Genomic DNA, 25473 nt, shown 5'->3' with positions numbered 1-25473 from the left:
GTCGGCGGCAGGCGCCGCCGACGTCCTGCTGCCGGCGGCAGAAGCCTTGCCGCCGGCAGATCCGGGAATGCTGGGAGTGCTGTTGCGCTTCATGGGCCGCGAGCTTACCCGCCCCCGATGGCGGTTTCATGCATCGCGGCGCGAAGCGCCGACGGCTCACTCGCCGCTGGTGCTCGCGGGCGGGTTCGCCGATGCCACGGGCGGCTGCACCTGCGACTCGAGCACCTCCGTCGGATGCATGCTGTTGTTCGCGCGGACGGCCTCGGCCTGCACCTGCGCGCGGTCCAGGCCCGACACGGGCGTGGCCACCTGCGATTCGAGGACCTCGGTCGGATGCATGCTGTTGTTCGCGCGCATGGCGTCGGCGGCGACCGCATCGCGCGACATGGTGGAATGCGACGCCTGCGGATAGTCAGGGTCGGCGTAGCCGCTCGCATGCGCGAACGAGGCGAGCACCAGCGCCGGCACGGCGGCGATGCACAGGGTCAGGGTACGGACTCTCATGGTTGTCTCCTTGAGTGATGACGGTGGTTTCACTCTAGGACCGTGCTCTTACCAGCCTGTGAGAGGCAGCTTAGGCGCGGGTGACGGGCCACTTAGGCGCGCATGAGCGGGTGCGCCGCCGCACAGGGCGCATACTGGCCCACCTTTGCTGCACCGAGGTCTCGCCCGCGAGACCCCGCACCCTTCGATGCCGGGCTATCTGATCAAGCTGGAGCGCATCGCCATCGCGGGTGCCGACGACCTCGTCATCCGGTCGCTGCTCGACCGCCAGCAGTTCTCCGACCCCTTGGGCACGGCCGCCGCGCAGGGCATTTCTTCCGCGTCGTGGCCGATGTTCGGGCTGCTGTGGCCCTCGGGCGCGCAACTGGCCGCGCGCATGGCGGTGCACCCGGTGGTGCGGGGCGCGCGCGTGCTCGAGATCGGCTGCGGCCTCGCGCTCGCCAGCCTGGTCGGCCACCGGCGCGGCAACGACATGACCGCGAGCGACTGCCACCCGCTCACCGCGGGCTTCCTGCTGGAGAACCTGCGCCTGAACGCCCTGCCGCCCATGAAATACCGCCGCGGCCACTGGGGCATGCAGGAGACCGGCCTGGCCGGCGACGTGCGCGGCCTGTTCGACCTCGTCATCGGCAGCGACCTGCTGTACGAGCGCGACGCCCGGGGCCTGCTCGCCGCCTTCATCGGCCGCCACACCAGCCCCGCCGCCGAGGTATGGATCGTCGACCCCGACCGCGGCAACCGGCCGGCCTTCAACCGGCAGATGGCCGACGAAGGCTTCGGCATGCGCGAGCAGCGGCTGGACCGGCTGGCGAGCGTGAGCCAGGCGGCGTACCGGGGGCGCTTGCTGACGTACCGGCGCATGGCTGGTTGAGCACGCGGTGCCGGGGCAGAATCCCCGAGCCATGCCGACCATCGACATCACACGCCTCTTCGGCCACACGCTGGACCTCGTCTGCGACACGCTCATCGAGCGCTACCACTTCAACGCCACGGGCCACGTGGCCGCGACCATGGGCGTGAAGGACGGCCCCGTCACCGCGCCGCTTTTCAGCTACCGCATGCTGTCGCACGACAGCCTCGAGATCCTGCACGGCAATGGACACACCGAGCGCTGGACCGACATGCGCATCGAGGGCGATCTGCTGCACGTCGAGCGCGACGGCCGGCCTCGCACTTTCACCATCACGAAGCCCACGCCATGAAAGTCAAACGCATCGTCGCCAACATCGCCACGCCCGAGCCGGCGCGCGCCGCCGTGTTCTACAAGGACGTGCTCGGCCTCGACCTGCTCATGGACCACGGCTGGATCCAGACCTATGGCTCGCAGGCCGACATGGCAGTGCAGCTCAGCGTGGCGGCCGAAGGCGGCTCGGGCACGCCGGTGCCCGACCTGTCCATCGAGGTCGACGACGTCGACACCGCCTTCGAACGCATGAAGGCCGCCGGCTTCGCCATCGAATACGGGCTGGTCGATGAGCCATGGGGCGTGCGCCGCTTCTACGTGCGCGACCCGTTCGGCAAGCTGGTCAACATCCTCGCGCACACCTGAAGCATGCGTCGCCGCGGGCTTCAGTCGAGCCCGTGGAACACGCTGTCGTCCGGCCCGATGTGCGAGGGCGGCGTCCACGCGGCGTCGCGCATCGAGCGGCTCACGAGCTTGTCCACGCCCAGCAGCGTGGCGAAGATCGCCATGCGCACTGGGATGCCGTTGTCGGTCTGGCGGAAGATGGCCAGGCGCGGGTCGTTGTTGAGGTCCACGCTCAGGTCGTGCGAACCGGGGCGGCCGTCGCGCGGCAGCGGATGCATCACGACCACTTCGGGCTTGCACGCCGACTCGACGAGCGCATGGTTGACCTCGAAGGCGTTGTCGAAACCTTCCAGCACCTCGTCGTGCGCGAAGCGCTCCTTCTGGATGCGCGTGGCGTAGATGATGTCCGCGCCGGCCAGCGCCTGCGCGGGCGTGGCCGCGGTCTGGACCACGTGCCCGTTGCGGCTGACGACCTCGACGATCTCCGCGGGCATGGCCAGCGACGGCGGCGAGATCAGCGTGAACTTCAGCCCGCGGTACAGCGACAGCAGCTTGATGAGCGAATGCACCGTGCGCCCGTATTTCAGGTCGCCGATCATCGCGATGTGCGCGCCGTCGACCAGCTTGCCCAGTCGCGAGAACTCGCGCTGGATGGTGTACAGGTCGAGCAGCGCCTGGCTCGGGTGCTCGCCCGGCCCGTCGCCGCCGTTGATGACCGGCACGTGGGTGGCACGCGCGAATTCCGCAACCGAGCCCTGCTCCGGGTGCCGCACCACGATCGCGTCGACGTAGCCGCTGATGACGCGGCTGGTGTCGTAGATAGATTCGCCCTTGGCCATCGACGAGAAGGTGAAGCCGGTGGTGTCGCACACCGAGCCGCCCAGCCGGCAGAACGCTGCACCGAAGCTCACGCGGGTGCGCGTGCTGGCCTCGAAGAACAGGTTGGCCAGCACGGCGCCTTCGAGCACGCGGCTGACCTTGCGGCGGCGCGCGATCGGCTGCATGACGTCGGCCAGCTGGAACAGCTCGTCGATGGCGTCGCGGTTGAACTGGCTGACCGACAGCAGGTGGTGCGCGCCGTCGACGGCGGTGGCCTTGCGCAAGGCACCTTCATGTGCGCTCTGCGTATATTCACCCCGCCGGCCGTCGGAGGCCATGATTTCGCCCACGAAGCGCCGCGCGACTTCGGGCATGGCCCTGAATTCATTGGACTCGTCGGGCAGCAACCAGGCGTCCAGCGCCCTTCTTCGGCTGCCGATGCGCTCTGCGAACGCATCGCGCGTCATGTTGAGTTGACGCATCGCGTCGCGAAGGAGCACCTGTTGCGGCATGGTCATGGGCCGCAAATATATACTCAATGCGTATATTTTGAAAGTGACTTGGTGAACTTCTTCGGCATCGCGCCGCCCGGGCCGACCCCATCGCTGGCGCTGAACGCGCACGAAAAAACGGGCCCGAAGGCCCGTTCCTTTGCAGCACCCGAAGGTGCAGTGGCTGTGGCTTACAGGCCGGCCTGGCGCGTGAACGACACGCTGGGCTTCTTGTAGGCTTGCGGCACTTCGTCGCGGTAGAAAGCGCGGCGGTCGAGGCTGGCGAGCGGGTCATGCGCCTTGGCGACGGCTTCGGCTTGCACGGTCGCGCGGTTGGCGGTCGACGTGAAGGCTTGGGCGCCAGCGGCGGAGGCATCGCTGTACTCGTTGCCGGCGCGTGCGGCGGCAGCGGCTTGCGGTGCGACTTCGGCGCGGGTGACCGAAGAGTTCACGACGTGCACGCCGTCGTAGGTTTCTGCGTGGGCTCCGGCGGCAGCCAGGAGCGAGAGAGCAGCAGCGGCGAGGATCTTCGAGGCATTCATTTCAATCTCCTTCAGGTGTTTGGTTGGTGAGGAGAAGTTTGATCCTGAAGCGACCCGAAAAACTGCTGCAAAGGGAATCGCGGCGTTCACAGGATTGAAACAATCCCGGCCTTGAAATTGAGCAAGTCAAGAGGGATTGTCCCAGCGTTTCCCAATGAAACAGCTGAGGCGAAAACGAGTTGACCGAAGGCGAGCGGAACGAGTGAACACATTTCAAACAGAAATGACACACCTCAGTGGCTGATCATCCACGGCCGCCTCGAAGGCGCCGACTTCGCGCCGCTGGGCGCCGTCACCGTGGCGCCGCGCTTCGAAGAAGTGCTGCAGCAGCCGCACCCCGCCGGGTGCTTGAAACGCGCATAGTCACGCGAGCTGCCTGGCTCGTGCCGCGCGCGCTCGTTGGTTTCCATGGCGTGGCGCGTGCCCGACGCCATCAGCGCAAGGCGAGGCGCGGCGGCAAGCACGCGCGGCGCGGCCCCGCCGCAGTCGGGACATGCGGCCGGCTCGTCGCGCAGGCCCGAAGGCCGCAGCGCCTCGAAGCCGCCGCACTGCCCGCAGGCGTAGTCGTAGGTGGGCATGCCGTGGCGTCCTTGTTCAGCGCACGTCGTGCGACAGCGGCATGTCGACGCTGCCGTCGAGCATCTTCATCGGGCCCAGCGCGTTCGGGTTGATGTCGAAGTCGAAGATGCCCGTGGGCAGCCACAGCGTGGCGCACGAGTTGGGCACGTCGACCACGCCGCTGATGTGGCCCTGCACCGGTGCCGTGCCCAGGATGGAATAGGCCTGCGCGCCCGAGTAGCCGAACTTCTTCAGGTACTCGATGGCGTTCAGGCAGGCCTGGCGGTAGGCCACGTTCACGTCCAGGTAGTGCTGCTTGCCGCTCTCGTCGACCGAGATGCCTTCGAAGATCAGGTAGTCGTTGTACTGCGGGGTGATCGGGCTGGGCTTGAAGATCGGGTTCTTGATGCCGTACTTGGCCATGCCGCCCTTGATGAGCGTGACCTTCATGTGCACCCAGCCGGCCATCTCGATGGCGCCGCAGAAGGTGATCTCGCCGTCGCCCTGGCTGAAGTGCAGGTCGCCCACGCTCAGGCCCGCGCCGTCCACATACACCGGGAAGAACACCTTCGATCCACGCGACAGGTCCTTGATGTCGCAGTTGCCGCCATGCTCCCGCGGCGGCACGGTGCGTGCGCCTTCGGCCGCGGCCTTGGCCCTGGCCTCGCCGGTCATCTTGCCCATGTGGGCGGTGCCGGCGAAGGGAGGGTTGGCCAGGCCGGGTACGCGGTCCGGGTCGGTGTCGATGAGCTTCTGCTCGCGCTCGTTCCACATGTCGAGCATGGGCTTGTCGGGCAGGCAGCCGATGAGGCCGGGATGGATCAGGCCCGCGAAGTTGACGCGCGGAATGTGGCGCGAGCTGGTGAACATGCCCTTGAAGTCCCAGATCGATTTCTGCGCTTCCGGAAAGTGGTCGGTGAGAAAGCCGCCGCCGTTCTGCTTGGAGAAGAAGCCATTGAAGCCCCAGAGGCTATCCTGCTTGGCGCCGATGTCCAGCAGGTCGACCACCAGCAGGTCGCCGGGCTCGGCGCCCTTCACGCCCACGGGGCCCGAGAGGTAATGCACGGTGCTCAGGTCGATGTCGCGCACGTCGTCGGCGCTGTCGTTGTTCTTGATGAAGCCGCCGGTCCAGTCGAAGGTCTCGAGGATGAAGTCGTCACCCGGGTTGACCCAGCAGGCCATCGGAATGTCGGGGTGCCAGCGGTTATGGATGTTCTCGTTCTCGGTGGGCGGCTTGGTCAGGTCGACCTTGATCAGCGTGTCCGTCATTTGCAGTGGCTCCTGGGGTTGTGGTCAAACAGAGAGGTAGGCTTTGATGTGGTCGACGTCGGTCTTGTCGCGCGCGGTCTCGTGCACGAGGCGCCCGCCCTCGATCACGAACAGCCGGTCGGCCACGTCCATCGCGAAGCTGAGCACCTGCTCGGACACGACGATGGTGATGCCGCGCAGCTTGCGGATCTCGTTGAGCGCCCTGGCGATGTCCTTGATGATCGAAGGCTGGATGCCTTCGGTGGGCTCGTCGAGCAGCAGCACCTTGGGGTCGGTGACGAGCGCGCGCGCAATGGCGAGCTGTTGCTGCTGCCCGCCGGACAGGTTGCCGCCCTTGCGGCTCTTCATGTCCCACAGCACCGGGAACAGCGCGTAGATTTCTTCGGGAATGCGCCGTGTCTTCGCGTTCTCCAGGCCGGTCTGGATGTTCTCTTCCACCGTCAGCGTCGGAAAGATCATGCGGCCCTGCGGCACGTAGGCAATGCCCTTGGCCACGCGCCTGAAGCTTTCGTCGCGCGACACGTCCTGGCCCGCCACTTCGATGCGCCCGCTCTTCAAGGGCAGGATGCCCATGAGGCTCTTGAACAGCGTGGTCTTGCCCATGCCGTTGCGCCCCATGATGGCGATGGTTTCGTTGGCATGGCCCTCGAACGAGAGGCCGTGCAGGGCCTCGCTCTGGCCGTAGGCGACGTGCAGGTCTTCGACCTTCAGCATGATGTTGCTCATGGTTCAGTGCCCCAGATAGACGTCGATGACCTTGGGATCCGCCTGCACCTTCTCCATCGGCCCTTCGGCCAGGATCTTTCCCTGGTGCATCACGGTGACCTTGTGCGCGATCTGCTTGACGAACGCCATGTCGTGCTCGATGACGATCACCGCGCGGTTCTGGCAGATGCGCTTGAGCAGGTCGGCCGTGAGTTCGCGTTCGCGCGCGCTCATGCCGGCGATGGGTTCGTCGAGCATCAGCAGCTCGGGCTCCTGCATCAGCAGCATGCCGATTTCCAGCCACTGCTTCTGGCCATGGCTCAACAGGCCGGCCTCGGTGTCCAGGCGGTCGGCCAGGCCGATCTCCTGGGCGATGGCCTGCACCTTGGCCTTGACCTCGTCGTCACACTTGAACGCCAAGGCGCCGAAAACCGAACGGCCCTTGGGGAACGACACCTCCAGGTTCTGGAACACGCTCAGGTTCTCGTAGATCGACGGCGTCTGGAACTTGCGGCCGATGCCCAGCCGCACCCGCTTGTGCTCGGCCATCTTCGTGAGCTCGGTGTTCTTGAACTTGATGCTGCCGGCGCTGGCCTTGGTCTTGCCGCAGATCAGGTCGAGCAGCGTGGTCTTGCCCGCGCCGTTGGGCCCGATGATCACGCGCAGCTCGTTCCTGTCGATGTACAGCGTCAGGTCGTCGATGGCCTTGAAGCCGTCGAAGGACACGGTGAGGTCTTCCACCGCGAGGGCGAAGTCTGTGTTGCTCATGGCAGGGGTCCTTGGTCAGGCGCGCTGGCTGCCGACGCCTTCGGGCAGCGTGGGCTGGGGTGTGGTTTCGCTCGGCGTGGCGATCACGGTGGCGGCAGGCGCCTTCACCGCGGCGTCACGCAACGCCTGCCGGCGCGACTTCCACCAGGGACGGATCTTTTCCTCCCACACGCCCGCCAACCCCATCGGAAAGGCCATGGTCACGCCGATGAAGAGCCCCGCCATCAGGAACAGCCACAGGTCCGGAAAGCTCTCCGAGAACAGCGTCTTGCCCGCGTTCACCAGCAGCGCGCCGTACACTGCACCCACCAGGCTCATGCGGCCTCCCACGGCGCAGAAGATCACCATCTCGATCGAAGGAACGATGCCCACGAAGCTCGGCGACATGAAGCCCACCTGCAGCGCGAACAACGCACCGCCGATGCCCGAGAGACCGGCCGCCAGGCAGAAGGTGAAGACCTTGAAGTTCGACACGTCGTAGCCCGAGAAGCGCACGCGGTCCTCCTTGTCGCGCATGGCCAGCAGCAGCGTGCCCAGCTTGCTGGTCTGCACCCAGCGGCACAGCAGGATGCTCAGCACCAGCAGGCCCACGCAGACGTAGTACAGGATGTACTTGGCACTGTCGGTGCGGGTGTCCCAGCCCAGCATGGTCTTCAGGTCGGTCATGCCGTTCACGCCGCCCGTGTAGCCCTGCTGGCCGATGATGAGCACCGTGCAGATGAGCGCCACCGCCTGCGTGATGATCGCAAAGTACACGCCGCCCACGCGGCGCTTGAACATCGCGAAGCTCACGAGCCAGGCCAGCGCCATCGGCGCGAGCACCACCAGCATCAGGCTGAGCGGCAGGCTCTTGAACGGCAGCCACAGCATCGGCAGCTCGGTGATCTGGTTCCAGTCCATGAAGTCCGGGATGCCGGGCGTGGACTGGATCTTGGTGGTGATGGGGTCGGAGGCTTCGAGCTTCAGGAACATCGCCATCGCATAGCCGCCGATGCCGAAGAACACGCCCTGCCCCAGGCTCAGCACGCCGCCGTAGCCCCACACCATGACGAGCCCCACGGCCACGAAGGCGTAGGTGAGGTACTTGCCCACGAGGTTGAGACGGAAGATGTCGAGCGAAAGCGGCAGCACGACCGCCAGCAGCAGCACCAGCAGCAGCAGGCTGCCCAGTTGGTAGCGCAGGATCGAGGCCTTGATGAAATTCATCGGAACGTTCTCCAAAAGGGAATCGGGTTCATCAACGACGCACCTTGACTGCGAACAGGCCCTGCGGTCGCATCATCAGGATCAGCACGATCAGCGAGAGCGTCAGCACCTTGGCCATCGAGCCAGTCATGAAAAACTCGGAGATCGACTGCGTCTGCGCAATGCCGAAGGCCGAGACCACCGTGCCGAGCAGGCTGGCCGCGCCGCCGAAGGTGACGACCAGGAAGGCGTCCACGATGTAGAGCGAGCCCGAGGTCGGCCCGGTCGAGCCGATGGTGGTGAAGGCCGCGCCCGCCATGCCGGCAATGCCGCAGCCGATGGCGAAGGTCAGGCGGTCGGTCTTCTTCGTGTCGATGCCAGTGGCGTTGGCCATCGTGCGGTTGGCCACGGTGGCGCGCACCCGCAGGCCCCAGCGGCTCTTGTGCAGCGCGATGAGCACGCTGGCCGTGACCAGCGCGGTGAGCGCCAGCACGAACAGGCCGTTGATGGGAATGTCCAGCCCTTCATGCGGCGTCCACGAGCCCATGAGCCACTCGGGCAGCGTGGGGCTCACTTCCTTGGGTCCGATGAAGGTGCGAAAGACCTGCTGCAGGCCCAGGCTCACGCCCCAGGTGGCCAGCAATGTATCGAGCGGGCGCTTGTAGAGGTGGCGTATGAGCAGCCACTCCACGATCCAGCCGACGATGAAGGCGAACACGAACGCCAGTCCGATGGCGATCGGAAAGTAGTACGGCATGAACGCCGGCGCCAGGCTTTCGGTGACGCGCGCGGCCAGGTAGATCGAATAGGCGCCGATGGTCATGAACTCGCCATGCGCCATGTTGATGACGCCCATCTGGCCGAAGATGATCGCCAGGCCCAGCCCCATGAGCAGCAGCACCGCGAAGAGGCTCAGCCCCGCGAAGCCCTGCATGAGGCCGATGTTCATCATGTCCGACAGAGTCATGGCAACGATTCCGGTGTTTGGTGTTAGCTCCTTCCCCCTCTGGGGGAAGGTTGGGATGGGGGCTCAGCGGCTCTAGCAAACGCAAGGCTTCATCAAAGGCCGCTTGCCCCCACCCCTGCCCTCCCCCAGAGGCGGAGGGAGAAATGCAAGACTTACTGGTAGCCCTTCGGGAACGGATCGGGCTTGATCAACTCGGCCGACTCCGCCACCACCTTGAACGTCCCGTCGAGCTGCCCCTGCCCGATGCGCGCCTTGCTCCACAGATGGTGGTTGGCATCGAGCTTCACGTAGCCTTCAGGCGCCGTCTTCAGCTCGATCCCCGGCGAACCCGCGACCACCTTGTCCACGTCGAAGCTGCCTGCTTTTTCAACAGCCGCCTTCCACAGCCACGGCCCGAGGTAGCCGGCCTGCGTCACGTCGCCGATCACCGCGTCCTTGCCGTACTTGGCCTTGAACGCCGCCACGAATTTCTTGTTGTTCTCGTTGTCCAGCGACTGGAAGTACTTCATCGACGAATAGAAGCCCGCGAAGTTCTCGCCGCCCACGCCGGTCATCTCGTCCTCGGTCACGGCCAGCGTCAGCAGGAACTGCTTGTCGCCGGTGATGCCCGCGGCCTTGAGCTGCTTGTAGAAGGCCACGTTCGAACCGCCCACCACGGCAGCGAAGATGCAGTCGGGCTTGGCGACCTTGATCTTGTTGATCAGCGAGTTGAAGTTGGTGTGGCCCAGCGGGTAGTACTCCTCGCCCTTGACCGAACCCTTCTGGAAGTTCTCGATGTGCTTGCGCGCGATCTTCATGGACGTGCGCGGCCAGATGTAGTCGGAGCCCACCAGGAAGAAGGTCTTGGCCTTCTTCTCCTTCGCGCCCCAGTCCAGGCCCCAGATGATCTGCTGCGTGGCCTCCTGCCCGGTGTAGATCACGTTCTTGCTCTGCTCCAGGCCTTCGTAGAAGGTGGGGTAGTACAGCAGGCCGTTCTCTTTCTCGAACACCGGCAGCACGGCCTTGCGCGAGGCGCTGGTCCAGCAGCCGAACACCGCGGCGCAGTGGTCATTGACCAGCAGCTTCTTCGACTTCTCGGCGAAGGTGGGCCAGTCGGAGGCGCCGTCTTCCTTGATGACCTTGATCTTGCGGCCCAGCACGCCGCCCATGGCGTTGATCTGGTCGATGGCGAGCTGCTCGGCCTGGATGGACCCGGTCTCCGAGATGGCCATGGTGCCGGTGGACGAATGCAGCTGGCCCACCGTGACTTCGGTGTCCGTCACGGCGAGCTTGGTGGTGTTGACCTTGGCCGTGGGGAACTGCCCCTGGCCGAAGCTCAGGCCGCTCAGGCCCATCATGGGCAGCGCGGCGGCGCCCTGCAGCAGACGGCGGCGGCGCAAAGCCAGGGCATCGAGAGAAAGATCGGAATCACGCGACATCAGGAAACTCCAGCAGGTTGAAGAAAGTGGGTGGGCCGCGCACCATCGAAGTGCACTGCACGGTGCCCCGAGCACCATGGCTGGTACTTTAGAAATCACCTGCCGCAAAGCGAATACGTCATTCAACGTAGCGGTGCGCACGCGCCCTGCCCGCAGACTCGCGAGCCAGGCAACGAAGGCGATGGCGATGGCCATGAAGACGGGGAGCGCTTCTTGCTCTGTCCGCCCCATGCCACCGCCGCCGCGAGAACCCACCATGCAATCCGTCTCCGGACAGAAGATCTTTCGCATCCGCCGCGACTACAACGCCTGGGTCGCGAACGAAACGCTGGAGGACTACGCGCTGCGCTACACGCCGCGCAGCTTTCGCAAGTGGTCGGAGTTCCGCGTGGCCAACGCGGCCTTCGGCGCCACCTCGTTCCTGGCGCTGGAGGCCATCGGCGGGGCCATCGCGCTGAGCTACGGCTTCTCGAACGCGCTGTGGGCCATCCTCGTGGTGGGGCTCATCACCTTCCTGACCGGTCTTCCCATCTCGTACTACGCGGCGCGCCACGGCGTGGACATGGACCTGCTCACGCGCGGCGCGGGCTTCGGCTACCTGGGTTCCACGCTCACGTCGCTGATCTACGCGAGCTTCACCTTCATCTTCTTCGCGCTCGAAGCCGCCATCCTCGCGCTGGCGCTGCAGATGTACCTCGACTGGCCGCTGTGGCTGCTGTACATGGTGTCGTCGATCGTCATCATCCCGCTGGTGGCGCGCGGCATCACGCTCATCTCGGGGCTGCAGCTGTGGACGCAGCCGATCTGGATCGTGCTGTTCGTCTGCCCCTTCATCGCGGTGCTGGTGAAAAAGCCCGAGCTGTACGCCGACTTCACCAGCCTGGTGGGCCGCACCTCGGACAGCAGCGGCTTCGACCCGCTGATGTTCGGCGCCGCCGCCACCGTGGCCTTCTCCCTGGTGGTGCAGATCGGCGAGCAGGTCGACTACCTGCGCTTCCTGCCCGAGAAGACGGCCGCCAACCGCGGCCGCTGGTGGGCGGCGGTGCTCATCGCCGGGCCGGGCTGGATCGTGCCGGGCATGCTGAAGATGATGGGCGGCGCCTTCCTCGCCTTCCTGGCGCTGCAGCACGAGATACCGGCCAACCACGCGGTCGAGCCCACGCAGATGTACCTCACGGGTTTTTCGTACGTGCTGCGCGACCCGGCCTGGGTGCTGGGCATCACGGTGCTGTTCGTGGTGGTCTCGCAGATGAAGATCAACCTGACCAACGCCTATGCGGGCTCGCTCGCGTGGTCGAACTTCTTCGCGCGGCTCACGCACAGCCACCCGGGGCGCGTGGTGTGGCTGGTGTTCAACGTGGTCATCGCGATATTGCTGATGGCGCTGGGCGTTTTCTCGGCGCTGGAACACGTGCTTGGCTTCTACAGCAACATCGCCATCGCGTGGGTGGGCGCGCTGGTGGCCGACCTGGTCATCAACAAGCCGCTGGGCTGGAGCCCCAAGACCATCGAGTTCAAGCGCGCGCACCTGTACGACATCAACCCCGTGGGGCTGGTCGCGATGCTGGTGGCGGCCGCGCTGGCCATGCTGGCGTACTCCGGCGCGCTGGGCCACTGGGCGCGCGCTTTCTCGCCCTTCATCGCGCTGGCCACCGCGATGGCGGTGTCGCCGCTGCTGGCGTGGAAGACGCGCGGGCGCTACTACCTCGCGCGCACCGACATCGACCGCTGGGCGCCGGGCCAGAGCGTGAAGTGCTCGGTGTGCGACAACAGCTTCGAGTCCGAAGACATGGCGCACTGCCCGGCCTACAGCGCGCCGATCTGCTCGCTGTGCTGCACGCTCGAATCGCGCTGCCACGACCGCTGCAAGACCGACTCGCGCGCGGCCGAGCAGATGAGCAGCTGGCTGCAGGCGCTGCTGCCGCCGGCGCTGTCGGCGCGGCTGAACTTTCGCGTGGCGCACTACCTGCTGATTGCCACCTCGCTCATTGCGTTGCTGGCCACGGTGGTGGGCGTGGTGTATGCGCAGGAGGCGCTCGCGGGCACCAGCGACTCGACCATGGCCACGGCCTTCCTCAAGGTGTTCGCGCTGCTGTCGGTGGTGGCCGCGGTGGCCGCCTGGTGGGTGGTGCTCGGCAGCGAGAGCCGGCAGATGGCGCAAGAGGAATCGAACCGCCACAACAACCTGCTGGCGCTGGAGATCGAGGCGCACCGCCGCACCGACGCGGCCCTGCAGACCGCCAAGGAAGCCGCCGAGGCCGCCAACCAGGCCAAGACACGCTACGTGGCCGGCATGACGCACGAGCTGCGCACGCCGCTCAACAGCATCCTGGGCTACTCGCAGATCCTGCTCAAGGGCGATGCGGCCTCGCCGCCGCGCGAGGCGGTGCAGACCATCCACCGAAGCGGCGAGCACATGCTGGGGCTGATCGACGGGCTGCTCGACCTGGCCCGCATCGAGGCCGGCCGGCTGCAGCTGGAACCGGCGCCGCTGGCGCTGCCGGCCTTTCTGGAGCAACTGGTGCACATGGTGCGGCCGCAGGCGGAGAACAAGGGCCTGGCCTTCGTCTACACGCACGCGGGCCGGCTGCCGCCGTGGGTGCATGCCGACGCCAAGTGGCTGCGCCAGGTGCTCATCAACCTGCTGACCAACGCCGTGCGCTTCACCGACAGCGGCACCGTGACGCTGCATGTCGATGCACGGCGCGAGGTGCTGCGCTTCGACGTGGTCGACACCGGCATCGGCGTGGCGCCGCAGGACCACCAGCGCATCTTCCTGCCCTTCGAGCGCGGGGCGGCGGGCCGCCGGCGCGGCGAGCCGGGCACGGGGCTGGGCCTCACCATTACCGGCCTGCTGACCTCGCTGATGGGTGGCGAGCTGAAGCTGGCCAGCACCTCGTCGCAAGGCAGCACCTTCAGCGTGCGCGTGTACCTGCGCGCGGTGGCCGACCCCGGGCCACAGGCCAGGGGCCTCAACTTTCGCCAGCCCGTGTCGGGCTACGTGGGCGCGCGGCGCACGCTGCTGGTAGTCGACGACCAGCCGGTGCAGCGCCAGATGCTGGCCGGCATGCTCGCGCCGCTGGGCTTTGCCGTGCGCGAGGCCGCCAGCGGCACCGAGTGCCTCGACAGCCTGCGCGAGGAGCTGCCCTCGGCCATCCTGCTCGACCTGACGATGGACGACATGGACGGCTGGCAGACCGCCACCTTGGTGCGCGCCGCGGGCTTCAAGGACATTCCGATCGTCATCGTCTCGGCCAACATGTTCGAGAACCAGCCCGAGCGGCTGCAGGCCGCCGGTTGCCAGGCCTTCGTGGGCAAGCCCGTGATCGAGTCGGAGCTCATTGCCACGCTGGAGCGGCACCTCGGGCTCGAATGGCTCTCGTCCGCCGATGCGGTGCCGCCCGCCGCCGAGGAAGCGGCGCCGCAGCGCCCGCGGCAGCTCGCGCTGTCGGAGGACGACCGCGCCGAACTCATGCGCCTGGTGCAGATGGGCCATGTGCGCGGCCTGCACACCGCGCTCGACCGGCTGGCCGCCGCATCGCCCACGGCGGCGGCCACCTGCACCTGGCTGCGCGGCATGGTCGCGCGCTTCGAACTCGACACCCTTCGCAACGCACTGGCAGAAGATGCAGACACTCCCCTCGCTCCCTCCTGAACACGAACGCCCGGACGCCGACCGCCCGGTGGTGCTGGTGGTGGACGACGCCCCCAGCAGCCTGGGCATGCTGTGCGACACGCTGGAGGCCAGCGGCTACACCGTGCTGGTCGCCGCCGACGGCGAGGCCGCGTTGCAGCGGCTGGAGCTGGTGGTGCCCGACGCGATATTGCTCGACGGCATGATGCCCGGCCTCTCGGGTTTCGAGACCTGCCGGCGCATCAAGGCCAACCCGGCACTGGCGCACATTCCGGTGCTGTTCATGACCGGGCTGTCGGAAACCGCGCACGTGGTCGAGGGCTTCGAGTGCGGCGGTGTCGACTACGTGGTGAAGCCCATCCGCGCGCAGGAAGTGCTGGCCCGGCTGCACACGCATGCGCGCAATGCCCGCATCACGCGCATGGCACGCGACGCGGTCGACGTGGCAGGCATGGGCGTGGTGTTCGTCGACACGCGCGGGCGCATCGCCTGGCGCTCGCCGCAGGCGGCGCTCTGGCTGCATGCGCTGGAAGACCCGGTGGCGCCGGGGCTGTTGCCCGCATCGCTCGAACCGGCGCTCGCGGCGGGCGCGTCCATCGCCATCGGCACCGCCACGGGCATGCGCCTGTCGGTGCGCAACCTGGGCGCCGCGGCACTGGGCGAAACGATGCTGCTGTTCGCCATGCAGCGCGACGGCCCCGGCGGCGCCTCGTCGGCGCGGCTGGCCGACGCGGCCCTCACGCCGCGCGAGACCGAGGTGCTCTCCTGGCTTGCCAAGGGCAAGACCAACCGCGACATCGGCGAGATCCTGGGCACCAGTCCGCGCACGGTGAACAAGCACCTGGAGCACATCTTCGAGAAGCTGGGCGTGGAGACCCGCGCGGCGGCAGCGGCACTGGCCAGCGGTATGTAGCCCCTGCGCCACCGAAGACCAAAATGCTCTCTGGCTTGCTGCGGTTCCCACCCAGCGGAAGCGCCTGCAGGCGCAAGTTCCCGGAATTCAGGGAATGACGGCCGGCAGGTTCTGGTCGGCAATGTGCCGTTGCTCGGGCGTCAGGGCGTTGTAGAGCGCCGACAGCGCATCACTCACCGACTGCAAGCGCAGTGCCCGTGCTTGCGCCTGCGCGGCGCGCTGCTGCGCGAACTGCACGGCCGTCTGCTCGTCCGACGGTGCGGCGCCGGCCATGCCGCCCCGGCCGACGAGCTCCCACACGGCGTCGGAGAAACGGTCCCACAGCGGCGACTGCGCGGGCTCGATCATCAGTTGCAGCCGCAGGTCGTAGAGCTTGTCGCGGACCTTGCCTGCCGCGGTGGCCGGCGTGGAGAGCGCGTCGCCGTTGCGCGGGCCGGCGGCGCTGTCGGGCCGCGCGCCGCGCCTGCCGCCGCCGCCCATGCCGCTCCCGCCGAACTGCGCAAAGCCGTGGGTGCTCACGGCAAGCAGGGCCAACCGGTGCAGGGGTCGTTTCATCATGGGGGATCCTTGGGTGAAATCATCGCAAGGGCCGCAAAAGGCCCGCGTGCATTTCAGGCGTGCCGGCTGTCCCGCGCGTTGCAGTCCGGTAAACCAGGGGTAAAGCGGACGGTCTTTACCTCGGTACTAACCCCGAATTCCCTGAAGGCGAAATGACAGCCCCGGCTTCTACGATGGCCCTTTCTTCCGGAGACATCCCATGAAGCCTTTCCTCGCCCTGACGCGCCGCGCGGCGCTTCCCCTGATCGCGGCCCTGGCCCTCGCCGGCTGCGGCAGCTTCGGCGGCAGCAAGCCCGCCGACAGCGACATCCACGTGATGACCTCGGGCGGTTTCACCGCCGCCTACAACGACCTGCGCCCCGCGTTCGAACGCAGCAGCGGGCGCAGCGTGAAGACGGCCTACGGCGCCTCGATGGGCAACGCCGACGACTCGATTCCCAGCCGCCTCGCACGCAACGAGCCGGCCGACGTGGTGATCCTCGCGCGCCCCGCGCTCGACGCGCTGGTCGCACAGGGCAAGGTGGTGCCGGGCAGCCAGGTCGACCTGGTGCGCTCGGCCATCGGCTTCGCGGTGCGCAAGGGCGCGCCCCGGCCCGACATCGGCACGGTCGAGGCGCTCAAGCGCACGCTGCTCGCCGCGCCGTCGATCGCCTACTCGGCCAGCGCAAGCGGTACCTACTACGAGACGGAGCTGCTGAAGACGCTGGGCATCGAAGACCAGGTCAAGCCCAAGAGCAAGCGCATCCTGAGCGAGCGCGTGGGCACCGTCGTGGCGCGCGGCGACGCGGCGCTGGGCCTGCAGCAGGTCAGCGAGCTGCTGCCGGTGGCAGGCATCGACTACATCGGCCCGCTGCCGGCGCAGGTGCAGCGCGTGACCGTGTTCTCCGCAGGCATCGCCACCGCGTCGAAGCAGCCCGATGCGGCGCGGCAGCTGATTCGCTACCTGAATTCCCCCGCGGCCGCACCCACGATCGCGAAGACCGGGCTGGAGCCGCTGACGGTGAAGTAGCGGGCCCCACCGGCTGTTGGCGGCCCCCTGGCGGCTCTTGGCGGCCGTCACCGGCTCTCGATGAGCTGCTTCACCCGGCGCGCCAGCACGTCCATTTCGAAGGGCTTGGTCATGACGTGCATGCCCGGGTCGAGGTGGCCGTGGCTCAGCACGGCGTTCTCGGCATAGCCGGTGATGAACAGCACCTTCAGGCCGGGGCGCGCGGTGCGCGCGGCGTCGGCCACCTGCCGGCCGTTCATGCCGCCGGGCAGGCCCACGTCGCTCACGAGCAGGTCGATGCGCTGGCGCGGAGACTGCAGGATGCGCAGCGCCTCGGCGCCGTCGCCGGCCTCCAGCGTGGCGTAGCCCAGGCCCTGCATCACCTCCACGATGATCATGCGCAGCGCGGGCTCGTCGTCGAGCACCAGCACGGTGTCGCCCTGGTCGGCGCGCGGCGCGAGCGTGGCCTCCGCGGGTGCGCCGGCCACCTCTTCCTGCGCGTCGTGGCGCGGCAGGTAGATGCTCACCGAGGTGCCCTTGCCCACTTCGGAGTAGATGCGCACCTGCCCGCCCGACTGCTGGGCAAAGCCATAGATCATCGACAGCCCGAGGCCCGTGCCCATGCCGATCGGCTTGGTCGTGAAGAAGGGGTCGAAGGCGCGCGCCACCACTTCGCTCGGCATGCCCACGCCGTTGTCGCTGACGGTGAGCGACACGTACTGCCCCATCGGCAGGTCGCGCTCGCGCCCTGCGCGCGCGTCCACCCAGCGGTTGGCGGTTTCCACGACCAGCTTGCCGCCTTCAGGCATGGCGTCGCGTGCGTTGATGCACAGGTTGAGCAGTGCGTTTTCCAGCTGGCCCGGGTCGGCATGCACGTTCCACAGCCCCACGGCGGCCACCGTTTCCAGGGTGATGTGCGGGCCCAGCGTGCGGCGCACCAGCTCTTCCATGTCGGCCACGAGGCGGTTGGGGTTGATCGGCTTGGGCTCCAGCGTCTGGCGGCGCGAGAACGCCAGCAGGCGGTGTGTGAGCGCCGCCGCGCGCTTGACCGCGCCCTGCGCCACGCCGATGTAGCGCTCCATCTCCGCGGGCTTGCCGTCCAGGCCGCGCCTGCGCATGAGCTCCAGGCTGCCGCTGATGGCGGCCAGCAGGTTGTTGAAGTCGTGCGCCAGCCCGCCGGTGAGCTGGCCCACGGCCTCGAGCTTCTGGCTCTGGCGCAGTTGCTCGCGCGCCTGGTCGAGCTCGGCCGCGCGCTCCTTCTGTTCGGTGACGTCGCGCGCGGCCGCATACAGCAGGCCGCGATCGGGCACCACGGTCCACGACAGCCAGCGGTACGCACCCGAGCGGGTGCGGTAGCGGTTCTCGAAACCGGTGGTGCGTGCACCGCTGGCGAGCCGCGCCATCTCGGCGCGGGTCGAGGCGAGGTCGTCGGCATGCACCAGCGTGTGGAACGGCATGGCGCGGATCTCGTCGGCGCTCCACCCCAGCACTTCCTCCCATGCGGGGTTCACGCTCACGAAGAAGCCGTCGAGGTTGGCCACGCTCAGCAGGTCCTGGCTCAGCGCCCAGGTGCGGTCGCGCTCGTGCGTGCGCGCCTCCACCTGGCGCTCGAGGGACGCAGCCAGCGCCTGCAGTTCCATCTGCGCCTCGCGCCGCGCGACGGCCGAGCGCACCCGTTCGCCGACCTCGCGCATGAACTCGATCTCGTCGCGCAGCCAGGCGCGTTCCCGGCCATGGTTCAGGTAGAGCAGCCCCACCAGCCCGCCCCGCTCCGTGATCGGCATGTTCACCACGGCACGCGCGGTGATGGCGACGAGCGCATCGGCGTTGTCACGCGTGCGCGGGTCGGCATAGGCGTCGTCGAAGGCCACCGTCACGCCGCGCTTCAGGTCCTCGATGTAGGTGCCGTAGTCGCGAAAATGCAGCAGCCCCGCCAGGCTGGCGACGCCGGGCGCCGTCCAGTCGCGTTCGATGGCGATGGTCTCGGCAAAGGTGTCCACCACGCCGTAGCCGGCCCGGTCGACCCGCATGCGCCGGCCCAGCATCTCGGAGGCCGTATAGGCAATGTCGCCAGGGTCCTCCATGTCGCGGATGCGCTCGGCCAGCTCCATCAGCGCGAGGCGGCGCGCCTCGGCCTCCACGATGGCGTCGTTCGCAGCCTGCAGCTGGCGCTCGGCGTCGGCCTTGGCGCGACGGTCCTCCGACTCCTTGAGCGCCCGCTGGACCACCACCGGCAGCCGGGACAGGCGGCCCTTGCTCACGTAGTCGGTGGCACCGCGCTTGAGCAGTTCCACCGCGTTGTCTTCACCGATCACGCCCGACACGAAGACGAACGGCGTCTGCGGCGCCATGCGGCGCGCCATTTCCAGCGCTTGCGCACCCGAGAAGCCGGGCAGCTCGTAGTCGGAGAGGATCAGCGCGTAGTGCCCGTCGTTCAGCGCCTCGACGAAACCGCGCTCGTCGCGCACCGCACACGCGCGCGCGGACGGAAATGCGACAGCCAGCGCCTCGGTCAGCAACTCGACGTCGAAGCGCGAGTCGTCGAGTATCAGCACCCGCGGAGCGCGCGGCGTGGTGTCAAGGGCGCTGGCGGACTCAGTCATTCTTGCGCACGGCCTTGAGCGAGCCGGGTGGCGGCTCGTTGAGCACCGCCCAGAAGACACCGAGGTCGGCAATGGCCGAGACGAAGCGGTCGAACGCCACGGGCTTGACCACATAGGCGTTCACGCCCAGCTCGTAGCTGCGCACCACGTCCGTTTCCTGCTGCGACGACGTGAGCATCACCACCGGAATGCTGCGCAGCGCCGCGTTGGCGCGCACCTCCTGCAGCACCTCCAGGCCGGTGACCTTGGGCAGCTTCAGGTCGAGCAGGATCACCGCCGGGTTGCCTTCCTCGCGCCCGGCATGCTCGCCCTGGCGCAGCAGGTATTCGAGCGCCTGCGCACCGTCGCGCATGACCACCACGTCGTTGGCGAGCTGGCTGCGCTCCAGCGCGACGAGGGTGAGTTCGAGGTCGCGCTTGTCGTCTTCGACGAGCAGGATCGGTTTAAGCATGTCCTTCTCCGTTCGCGGCCGGCGGGTGCGCCGATGCCGTGCTGTCAACGGCCTCGCGCGGGAGGACGAAGCCGAACGTCGCGCCGGCGTCCACCTCCCCCCAGGCCTGGACCGTGCCGCCATGGCGCTCCACGATCCGCTTCACACTGGCCAGGCCGATGCCCGTGCCTTCGAAATCTTCCGCCTGGTGCAGGCGCTGGAACACGCCGAACAGCTTGTCGGCGTACTTCATCTGGAAGCCCACGCCGTTGTCCTGCACCTCCAGGCCGTCGCCCAGGTCGCTGCGAATGCCGCGCACCTCAATGCGGGCGGGACTGCGCGTGCGCGAGTACTTCACCGCGTTGGCCAGCAGGTTGCGCACCGCCACCTGCAGCAGCAGCGGGTCGGCATACAGCGGCGGCAGGGCCTCGTCGATCTGCCACTCGATGGCGTGCCGCGGCTCATGGCGCGACAGCTCGCGCACAAGGCCATCGACCAGCGAGGCCGTGTCGACGGGTCGCTGCTTGAGCGCGGAGCGGCCCATGCGCGAGAAGTCGAGCAGCGCATCGACCATCTGCCCCGCGAACGCGGCCGCGTCCTTCACATGCGACAGGTAGCGGTGGGCGCGCTCGCTCAACTGCTTGCCTTCGGTCTGCGCCACCAGGTCGACATAGCCCGCGATGTGGCGCATGGGTGCGCGCAGGTCGTGCGAGACGGTGTACGAGAACGCCTCCAACTCCTGGTTGACGCGGCCCAGCTCGGTGGCCACCGCCGCCAGCTCCTCGGCGCGGCGCAGCACCACGCCGATCAGCGCCTGTCGCAGTTCGCCCGCCGCACTCACCTCGGTGGCCGACCACGGCGTGGAACGCCCGCCGATGTTCTCGACCCAGCTGGCGAAACTCAGGCGCGGATGGATGCGGCCGCCGTCGGTGCTCTCCGGCTTGCGCGGGTCGCCCGCCCAGCGCACGGTGCGCACGATTTCCGGGCGGAACCACAGGATCAGGTGGCGGTGCACCTGGGAGATGGAAATGGCCAGCACGCCGGCGGCCGTGCGCCGGAAAGCCTCGGCGGGCGTGAAGTGCGCGGCCAGCGAATCACTGTCGTAGACCTCCACGCCCAGCCCCGCGATCCAGCGCGCCAGCTCCTGCACCTGCGCGCGCTCGGGCACGTCGCCGGTGCACCAGACCTCGTCGTCCAGCACCACGGCTGCGCCTGAGGAGCGCATCACGCGCAGCATCAGCGAGGCTTCGGCCACCAGGTGCTGCAGGGTGGCGTCGCTCTCGCCCAGGTGCGAGACGATCTGCAGCGTGAGGCGGCGCAGTTCGAGCCGCTCGGCCACCTCGCCGTTGCTTTCCTTGGACTGGACCTGCAGCGACAGCAGCTGGCCCAGGTGCTCGCAGGCCAGGCGCGTGCCCGTGTCCAGAAAGCGCGGTGCATGGTCGTGGCACGACACGAGGCCCCAGAGCTTGCCGTCGACCACGATGGACACCGACATGGACGCCAGCGTGCCCATGTTGCGCATGTACTCGAGGTGGATCGGCGACACGCTGCGCAAGTGGGCCTGCGACAGATCGATGTCGCCCGCCGTGAGCGACGCGTCGTGGGCGCGCAGCCGCACCGGCCGGTAGTTGGCGTCGGCAATCAGCCGGAAATGGTTGACGAGGTACAGCGCGCGCGCCTGCTGCGGAATGTCGGTGGCCGGAAAGTGGTGCCCCAAGTAGCTGTCGTAGCCGGGGTCGGCTTCCTCGGCCAGCACCTCGCCGTGGCCCGCCTCGTCGAAGCGGTAGACCAGGCAGCGGCCGAAGCCGGTGAGCCGCTTCATCTCGCGTGCGGCCAGCGCCGCGAGTTCGGGCACCGTGCCCGCCTGCTGCAGCTGCGGCAGGAAGACGCGGCCCAGGGAGTAGATCGGCGCCTCGTTGCCGCCCGAGGGGGCGGCGGGTTCGAACTCCACGATCAGGTGGCGTTCGCTGCGGTGCACCGAGGTGTCGAACAGTTCGCCGGCCGCGCCCAGCCTGAACGCGCCGAGCGACACCGGCGAGGCCCCGGCGTGGTCCGCCTGCAGAAAAGGCAAGCTGGGCAGCGACAGGTCGTGGAGCGCTTGCTGCGCGGCGGCGAGCTGCGCGTCGGACCAGTTCTCGCTCCAGGCGACAGGCGCGAGCGAGTCGGGCGTCAGCACCAGCAGGCGACCGTGCGGCTGGATCGAGCCGGGCACGCGAATCGGCTCCAGGTCGCAGGACGACAGCTCGACCTGCAAGGGCTCGATGGTGCGGGCGCCGGCGGTGGCTGTGGATGCTGCGGGCATGGACATGGGTACGGGCACGTTCATCGCCACGGCTTCAGGCCGTCAGCCCGAAGCGCGGCATCAGGGTTTGGAAACCGGCCACCGCCCCGCGCTGGGCCTCGGCCACGGCGGCCGGGTCGCGCAATGCCGCGGCCAGCTCGGCGACAAAGTCCCTCCACTGCGCGGGCAGGCCCTCGGGGGCATCGACCGGCTGGAAATAGCGCATCGGGTGCGGTGCCAGCCGCGGGCCGAGCCGCTTGAACATGGACGCACCGCCCAGTTGCGAGCCTTCGAGCACATAGGCCAGCCCCCAGGCGAAGGCGGGGTCGCGTGCGGGGCCGGCAAGCAGCTGGGCATCGGCCGGTGCGGCGTCCTCGCCGGGCAGCAGGCTCGGTGCGGGGCCGGCGTCCTCCAGGTCGAGCGCGAGCGCGGCCAGGCGGTGCTCGGTGCGCCGGGCCACCCGGTCCAGGCCGGGGTCGCCCGACACGGCCAGCGCCTGGCGCACCGATTCGAGCCAGGGGCGCAGCGCGCGCAGGTGGGCGGCGTAGTCGGCCAGCGAGGCGTCTTCGCGGGCGATCGGCAAACGGGCATCGAGGGCCTCGTGCAGCGCATGGGTCGCGGTGCGCAGCGGGCGCAGCACCTCGGCCACCGAAGGGGCGGGACCGGCCACACTCATGGCCCGATCGCCTCCAGGGGCTTGCCGCCGCGCGTCCGTGATTCAGCTTCCAGGGTGGCGCACAGGGCAAAAAAACCGTCGAGTTCGGCTGCCTTGTCGAAGACCGCGTCCGCACCGAGCTCTCGTGCCCAGTCGGAGATTTCGCCGGTGGCGTAGTTGGTCAGCACCACCACGCGCTGGCCGGGGCGGCATTTGCCGCTGCGCTTGACGATGCCCAGGCCCGAGCCTTCCTGCAGGAACAGGTCGACCACCAGCAGGTCCCACGCGCCGGCGTTCTCGTCCAGCCAGGCGACGGCTTCCGCCTCCGTGGTGGCGGTACCGATCAGGTGAACGTCGACTTCGTCCTCCATGGCGGCAATCAGGGTCTGGCGGATGTGGGCGTTGTCTTCGACGAGAAAAGTGGAAAGCGGCACGGCTGCAGGCAAGTTCTATTTGCGGATCGTACGAGCCTACGCGAAACCGTCGCCGGGCCGGTGAGCGCGCTTCCCTACATCCGGTAGGAAACAAGGAAGGGCTGTCGCCGTAAACTGGCCGGCCGCTCCTTGTCTCCCTCTGCCATCCCCTTGTGGAACGCCATGACACAGCCTCAGCCAACCCTGATTTCCCCCGCCCTCCTCGCTGCTTTCGCGCCCGGCGGCACGCTGCGCGCCTCGATCAACCTGGGCAACCCGATCCTGGCCAACAAGGACGCCGCCACCGGCGAGCCGGTCGGCGTGTCGATCGACCTGGCGCGAGAGTTCGCACGGCGGCTGGGCGTGGACGTCGAGCTGGTGGTGTTCGAAAAGGCCGCCGCGTCGGTCGACGCCGTGAAGAACGAGAAGGCCGACATCGGCTTCTTCGCCATCGACCCGGCGCGCAGCGAAGGGCTTCTGTTCACCGCGCCCTACGTGCTGATCGAAGGCAGCTACCTGGTGACGGACTCGTCGGCGCTGACGGACAACGCGCAGGTCGATGCAACGGGCCACCGCATCTCGGTCGGCGCGGGCAGTGCCTACGACCTGTTCCTGACGCGCGAGATCAAGGCGGCCGACATCGTCCGGCTGCAGGGCGCGGGGCCGGCGCTGGCGGCGTTGCGTTCCGGCGAGGTCGAGGTGGCGGCGGGCATTCGCCAGCTGCTCGAAGGCGAGGCACGGCGCGCACCCGGCGTGCGCGTGCTGCCTGGGCGCTTCATGGTGATCCAGCAGGCCATGGGCACGCCGGCCAGCCGGGGCGAGGAGGCGCAGGCATTCCTGGCGGCCTTTGTCGAGGAGATGAAGGCCAGCGGCTTCGTCGCCGAGGCGTTGAAACGCCACCGCATCGAGGGGGCGGTTGTCGCGCCGGCTTCTTCCTGACGCTGCAACCCCGTCGAGGTGCCGCTGTGGTCGATGTCGGCTTCAGCCGCCGTAGCGCGCGACGGTGAGCCCTTCCATGTCGATCTCGGGCGCCCTGCCCGACACCATGTCGGCCATCACGCGGCCGGTGCCCGCGGCCATCGTCCAGCCGAGCGTGCCATGGCCGGTGCTCAGCATCAGGTTGGGAATGCGGGTCGCGCCGATGACCGGCGTGCCGTCGGGCGTCATGGGGCGCAGGCCGGTCCAGAAAGAAGCGTCGCGCACGTTGCCGCCCCGGGGGAACAGGTCGGTCACCACGTGTTCGAGCGTATCGCGCCGGCCGGCGTCCAGCCGCAGGTCGAAGCCCGAGAGCTGCGCGGTGCCGCCCACGCGGATGCGGTCGCCCAGGCGCGTGACGGCCACCTTGAAGGTTTCGTCCATCACGGTCGATTCGGGGGCGCCACTCGCATCGGTGATGGGCACGGTGATCGAGAAGCCCTTCACCGGGTACACCGGCAGGTCGATGCCCAGCGGCTTGATCAGCGCGGGCGAATAGCTGCCGAGCGCGACAACATAGCGCTCGGCGGTGAAGTTGCCCTGGTCGGTGCGCACCGCGGTCACGCCCTTGGCGGCATCGTGTTCGATGGCCTGGACGGTCACGCCGAATTTGAAAGTCACGCCCTCGGCCTCGGCCAGCCTGGCCAGCGCCTGCGTGAACTTGAAGCAGTCGCCGGTCTCGTCGCCCGGCAGGCGCAGGCCTCCGACGAACTTGTGCTTCACGCCCGCGAGCGCGGGCTCGTACTGGACGCAGCCTTCGCGGTCGAGCGCCTGGTAGGGCACGCCGGAGGCCTGGAGCACCTCGATGTCCTTGGCCGTGCCCTCGAGCTGCTGCTGCGTGCGAAACAGCTGCAGCGTGCCCTGCATGCGCTCGTCGTAGGCGATGCCGGTGTCTGCGCGCAAGGCCTTCAGGCAGTCGCGGCTGTACTCGGCGAGCCGCACCATGCGGCCCTTGTTGACCTCGTAGCGCGCCTGCGTGCAGTTGCGCAGCATCGACAGGCCCCAGCGCCACATGGCGGGGTCGAGCATGGGCTTGATGACCAGCGGGCTGTGCTGCATGAGCATCCACTTGATGGCCTTGACCGGCACCCCGGGCCCGGCCCAGGGCGCCGAGTAGCCGGGCGAGACCTCGCCCGCGTTGCCGAAGCTGGTTTCGAGCGCGGGCGCCGGCTGGCGCTCCAGCACCGTCACCTCGTGCCCGGCGCGCGCCAGGTAGTAAGCCACCGAGGTGCCGATGACACCGCTGCCGAGAATCAGAACCTGCATGAG

24 protein-coding genes are annotated in these 25473 nt (G+C 68.2%); 7 read left to right on the top strand and 17 right to left on the bottom strand.

Annotation, left to right across the window (positions count from 1 at the left end; genetic code table 11):
- Positions 1–156 precede the first annotated feature (156 nt).
- Positions 157–504 (bottom strand): hypothetical protein, encoded by a 348-nt coding sequence (locus AC0IYU_RS27080; protein WP_472123371.1) that lies wholly within the window; start codon positions 502–504, stop codon positions 157–159.
- Between the two features lie 187 nt (positions 505–691).
- Between AC0IYU_RS27080 and AC0IYU_RS27075 the strand changes: the two genes are divergently transcribed.
- Genes AC0IYU_RS27075 through AC0IYU_RS27065 form a run of 3 tightly spaced genes read left to right on the top strand, consistent with a single transcriptional unit; the run spans position 692 to position 2053 of the window.
- Positions 692–1375: a class I SAM-dependent methyltransferase gene (locus AC0IYU_RS27075; RefSeq protein WP_472123369.1), complete on the top strand. Its 684-nt coding sequence runs from the start codon at positions 692–694 to the stop codon at positions 1373–1375.
- A 31-nt stretch (positions 1376–1406) separates the two neighbouring features.
- Complete coding sequence (locus tag AC0IYU_RS27070; RefSeq protein ID WP_472123366.1) at positions 1407–1706, top strand: hypothetical protein; 300 nt, start codon at positions 1407–1409, stop codon at positions 1704–1706.
- Positions 1703–2053, top strand: a complete 351-nt coding sequence (locus AC0IYU_RS27065; RefSeq protein ID WP_472123363.1) for a VOC family protein — start codon at positions 1703–1705, stop codon at positions 2051–2053. Before AC0IYU_RS27070 ends, AC0IYU_RS27065 begins: the two co-directional genes overlap by 4 nt.
- Positions 2054–2073: 20 nt before the next feature.
- On the opposite strand, the gene AC0IYU_RS27060 is transcribed toward AC0IYU_RS27065, so the two are convergent.
- From AC0IYU_RS27060 to urtA, 9 genes are all read right to left on the bottom strand, one after another.
- Complete coding sequence (locus tag AC0IYU_RS27060) at positions 2074–3369, bottom strand: aspartate carbamoyltransferase (RefSeq protein ID WP_472123360.1); 1296 nt, start codon at positions 3367–3369, stop codon at positions 2074–2076.
- 164 nt (positions 3370–3533) lie between these two features.
- On the bottom strand, positions 3534–3884 hold the full coding sequence (locus AC0IYU_RS27055; protein ID WP_435435747.1) for an alpha/beta hydrolase: 351 nt from the start codon (positions 3882–3884) through the stop codon (positions 3534–3536).
- A 233-nt stretch (positions 3885–4117) separates the two neighbouring features.
- The gene (locus AC0IYU_RS27050; RefSeq protein ID WP_435483488.1) at positions 4118–4462 is read right to left on the bottom strand and encodes an FmdB family zinc ribbon protein; all 345 of its coding nucleotides are present in this window, start codon (positions 4460–4462) and stop codon (positions 4118–4120) included.
- 16 nt (positions 4463–4478) lie between these two features.
- Positions 4479–5711: a formamidase gene (gene fmdA, locus AC0IYU_RS27045; protein ID WP_472123357.1), complete on the bottom strand. Its 1233-nt coding sequence runs from the start codon at positions 5709–5711 to the stop codon at positions 4479–4481.
- A 24-nt stretch (positions 5712–5735) separates the two neighbouring features.
- Positions 5736–6425, bottom strand: coding sequence for an urea ABC transporter ATP-binding subunit UrtE (gene urtE / locus AC0IYU_RS27040; protein WP_435483730.1), 690 nt, complete (start codon positions 6423–6425; stop codon positions 5736–5738).
- Positions 6426–6440: 15 nt separating this feature from the next.
- Positions 6441–7184 (bottom strand): urea ABC transporter ATP-binding protein UrtD, encoded by a 744-nt coding sequence (gene urtD, locus AC0IYU_RS27035; RefSeq protein WP_472123354.1) that lies wholly within the window; start codon positions 7182–7184, stop codon positions 6441–6443.
- 15 nt (positions 7185–7199) lie between these two features.
- Positions 7200–8390 carry an urea ABC transporter permease subunit UrtC gene (gene urtC / locus AC0IYU_RS27030; protein WP_472123351.1) on the bottom strand — a complete coding sequence of 397 codons (1191 nt, stop codon included), beginning with the start codon at positions 8388–8390 and terminating at the stop codon, positions 7200–7202.
- A 31-nt stretch (positions 8391–8421) separates the two neighbouring features.
- Positions 8422–9336, bottom strand: coding sequence for an urea ABC transporter permease subunit UrtB (urtB, locus tag AC0IYU_RS27025; RefSeq protein WP_472123349.1), 915 nt, complete (start codon positions 9334–9336; stop codon positions 8422–8424).
- 152 nt (positions 9337–9488) lie between these two features.
- Positions 9489–10754, bottom strand: coding sequence for an urea ABC transporter substrate-binding protein (urtA, locus tag AC0IYU_RS27020; RefSeq protein ID WP_472123348.1), 1266 nt, complete (start codon positions 10752–10754; stop codon positions 9489–9491).
- 256 nt (positions 10755–11010) lie between these two features.
- On the opposite strand from urtA, the gene AC0IYU_RS27015 reads away from it, so the two are divergent.
- Positions 11011–14409, top strand: coding sequence for a hybrid sensor histidine kinase/response regulator (locus tag AC0IYU_RS27015; protein WP_472123346.1), 3399 nt, complete (start codon positions 11011–11013; stop codon positions 14407–14409).
- Positions 14381–15301: a response regulator gene (locus AC0IYU_RS27010; protein ID WP_472123344.1), complete on the top strand. Its 921-nt coding sequence runs from the start codon at positions 14381–14383 to the stop codon at positions 15299–15301. Before AC0IYU_RS27015 ends, AC0IYU_RS27010 begins: the two co-directional genes overlap by 29 nt.
- Before the next feature lie 87 nt (positions 15302–15388).
- On the opposite strand, the gene AC0IYU_RS27005 is transcribed toward AC0IYU_RS27010, so the two are convergent.
- Complete coding sequence (locus tag AC0IYU_RS27005) at positions 15389–15859, bottom strand: Spy/CpxP family protein refolding chaperone (RefSeq protein ID WP_472123342.1); 471 nt, start codon at positions 15857–15859, stop codon at positions 15389–15391.
- 199 nt (positions 15860–16058) lie between these two features.
- Between AC0IYU_RS27005 and AC0IYU_RS27000 the strand changes: the two genes are divergently transcribed.
- The gene (locus tag AC0IYU_RS27000; protein WP_472123339.1) at positions 16059–16868 is read left to right on the top strand and encodes a substrate-binding domain-containing protein; all 810 of its coding nucleotides are present in this window, start codon (positions 16059–16061) and stop codon (positions 16866–16868) included.
- Positions 16869–16915: 47 nt separating this feature from the next.
- Here the strand turns inward: AC0IYU_RS27000 and AC0IYU_RS26995 are convergent, their stop codons facing one another.
- From AC0IYU_RS26995 to AC0IYU_RS26975, 5 genes are read right to left on the bottom strand one after another with little or no spacing between them, the layout of a single operon-like run.
- Positions 16916–19450 carry a response regulator gene (locus AC0IYU_RS26995; protein ID WP_472123337.1) on the bottom strand — a complete coding sequence of 845 codons (2535 nt, stop codon included), beginning with the start codon at positions 19448–19450 and terminating at the stop codon, positions 16916–16918.
- Positions 19443–19901, bottom strand: coding sequence for a response regulator (locus tag AC0IYU_RS26990; RefSeq protein WP_435483478.1), 459 nt, complete (start codon positions 19899–19901; stop codon positions 19443–19445). The genes AC0IYU_RS26995 and AC0IYU_RS26990 overlap by 8 nt, the downstream gene beginning before the upstream one ends.
- Entirely contained in the window at positions 19894–22188 is a 2295-nt protein-coding gene (locus AC0IYU_RS26985; protein WP_472123335.1) for an ATP-binding protein, read from the bottom strand. Before AC0IYU_RS26985 ends, AC0IYU_RS26990 begins: the two co-directional genes overlap by 8 nt.
- Before the next feature lie 28 nt (positions 22189–22216).
- Positions 22217–22837 (bottom strand): biliverdin-producing heme oxygenase, encoded by a 621-nt coding sequence (locus AC0IYU_RS26980; protein ID WP_472123332.1) that lies wholly within the window; start codon positions 22835–22837, stop codon positions 22217–22219.
- Complete coding sequence (locus tag AC0IYU_RS26975; RefSeq protein ID WP_472123330.1) at positions 22834–23250, bottom strand: response regulator; 417 nt, start codon at positions 23248–23250, stop codon at positions 22834–22836. Before AC0IYU_RS26975 ends, AC0IYU_RS26980 begins: the two co-directional genes overlap by 4 nt.
- 162 nt (positions 23251–23412) lie before the next feature.
- Between AC0IYU_RS26975 and AC0IYU_RS26970 the strand changes: the two genes are divergently transcribed.
- Complete coding sequence (locus AC0IYU_RS26970) at positions 23413–24168, top strand: transporter substrate-binding domain-containing protein (RefSeq protein ID WP_472123328.1); 756 nt, start codon at positions 23413–23415, stop codon at positions 24166–24168.
- A 42-nt stretch (positions 24169–24210) separates the two neighbouring features.
- Here AC0IYU_RS26970 and AC0IYU_RS26965 read toward each other — a convergent pair whose 3' ends face one another.
- Positions 24211–25470 carry a D-amino acid dehydrogenase gene (locus AC0IYU_RS26965; RefSeq protein WP_472123326.1) on the bottom strand — a complete coding sequence of 420 codons (1260 nt, stop codon included), beginning with the start codon at positions 25468–25470 and terminating at the stop codon, positions 24211–24213.
- Between the last annotated feature and the right edge of the window lie 3 nt (positions 25471–25473).

This window comes from Variovorax sp. AC103 (assembly GCF_979254005.1).
This window is presented reverse-complemented; position numbering and strand designations above follow the sequence as displayed.

Coding starts and splice junctions, on each gene's coding strand:
- AC0IYU_RS27080 (WP_472123371.1), bottom strand. CDS start 504: ATGAGAGTCCGTACCCTGACCCTGTGCATCGCCGCCGTGCCGGCGCTG.
- AC0IYU_RS27075 (WP_472123369.1), top strand. CDS start 692: ATGCCGGGCTATCTGATCAAGCTGGAGCGCATCGCCATCGCGGGTGCC.
- AC0IYU_RS27070 (WP_472123366.1), top strand. CDS start 1,407: ATGCCGACCATCGACATCACACGCCTCTTCGGCCACACGCTGGACCTC.
- AC0IYU_RS27065 (WP_472123363.1), top strand. CDS start 1,703: ATGAAAGTCAAACGCATCGTCGCCAACATCGCCACGCCCGAGCCGGCG.
- AC0IYU_RS27060 (WP_472123360.1), bottom strand. CDS start 3,369: ATGACCATGCCGCAACAGGTGCTCCTTCGCGACGCGATGCGTCAACTC.
- AC0IYU_RS27055 (WP_435435747.1), bottom strand. CDS start 3,884: ATGAATGCCTCGAAGATCCTCGCCGCTGCTGCTCTCTCGCTCCTGGCT.
- AC0IYU_RS27050 (WP_435483488.1), bottom strand. CDS start 4,462: ATGCCCACCTACGACTACGCCTGCGGGCAGTGCGGCGGCTTCGAGGCG.
- fmdA (WP_472123357.1), bottom strand. CDS start 5,711: ATGACGGACACGCTGATCAAGGTCGACCTGACCAAGCCGCCCACCGAG.
- urtE (WP_435483730.1), bottom strand. CDS start 6,425: ATGCTGAAGGTCGAAGACCTGCACGTCGCCTACGGCCAGAGCGAGGCC.
- urtD (WP_472123354.1), bottom strand. CDS start 7,184: ATGAGCAACACAGACTTCGCCCTCGCGGTGGAAGACCTCACCGTGTCC.
- urtC (WP_472123351.1), bottom strand. CDS start 8,390: ATGAATTTCATCAAGGCCTCGATCCTGCGCTACCAACTGGGCAGCCTG.
- urtB (WP_472123349.1), bottom strand. CDS start 9,336: ATGACTCTGTCGGACATGATGAACATCGGCCTCATGCAGGGCTTCGCG.
- urtA (WP_472123348.1), bottom strand. CDS start 10,754: ATGTCGCGTGATTCCGATCTTTCTCTCGATGCCCTGGCTTTGCGCCGC.
- AC0IYU_RS27015 (WP_472123346.1), top strand. CDS start 11,011: ATGCAATCCGTCTCCGGACAGAAGATCTTTCGCATCCGCCGCGACTAC.
- AC0IYU_RS27010 (WP_472123344.1), top strand. CDS start 14,381: ATGCAGACACTCCCCTCGCTCCCTCCTGAACACGAACGCCCGGACGCC.
- AC0IYU_RS27005 (WP_472123342.1), bottom strand. CDS start 15,859: ATGATGAAACGACCCCTGCACCGGTTGGCCCTGCTTGCCGTGAGCACC.
- AC0IYU_RS27000 (WP_472123339.1), top strand. CDS start 16,059: ATGAAGCCTTTCCTCGCCCTGACGCGCCGCGCGGCGCTTCCCCTGATC.
- AC0IYU_RS26995 (WP_472123337.1), bottom strand. CDS start 19,450: ATGACTGAGTCCGCCAGCGCCCTTGACACCACGCCGCGCGCTCCGCGG.
- AC0IYU_RS26990 (WP_435483478.1), bottom strand. CDS start 19,901: ATGCTTAAACCGATCCTGCTCGTCGAAGACGACAAGCGCGACCTCGAA.
- AC0IYU_RS26985 (WP_472123335.1), bottom strand. CDS start 22,188: ATGTCCATGCCCGCAGCATCCACAGCCACCGCCGGCGCCCGCACCATC.
- AC0IYU_RS26980 (WP_472123332.1), bottom strand. CDS start 22,837: ATGAGTGTGGCCGGTCCCGCCCCTTCGGTGGCCGAGGTGCTGCGCCCG.
- AC0IYU_RS26970 (WP_472123328.1), top strand. CDS start 23,413: ATGACACAGCCTCAGCCAACCCTGATTTCCCCCGCCCTCCTCGCTGCT.
- AC0IYU_RS26965 (WP_472123326.1), bottom strand. CDS start 25,470: ATGCAGGTTCTGATTCTCGGCAGCGGTGTCATCGGCACCTCGGTGGCT.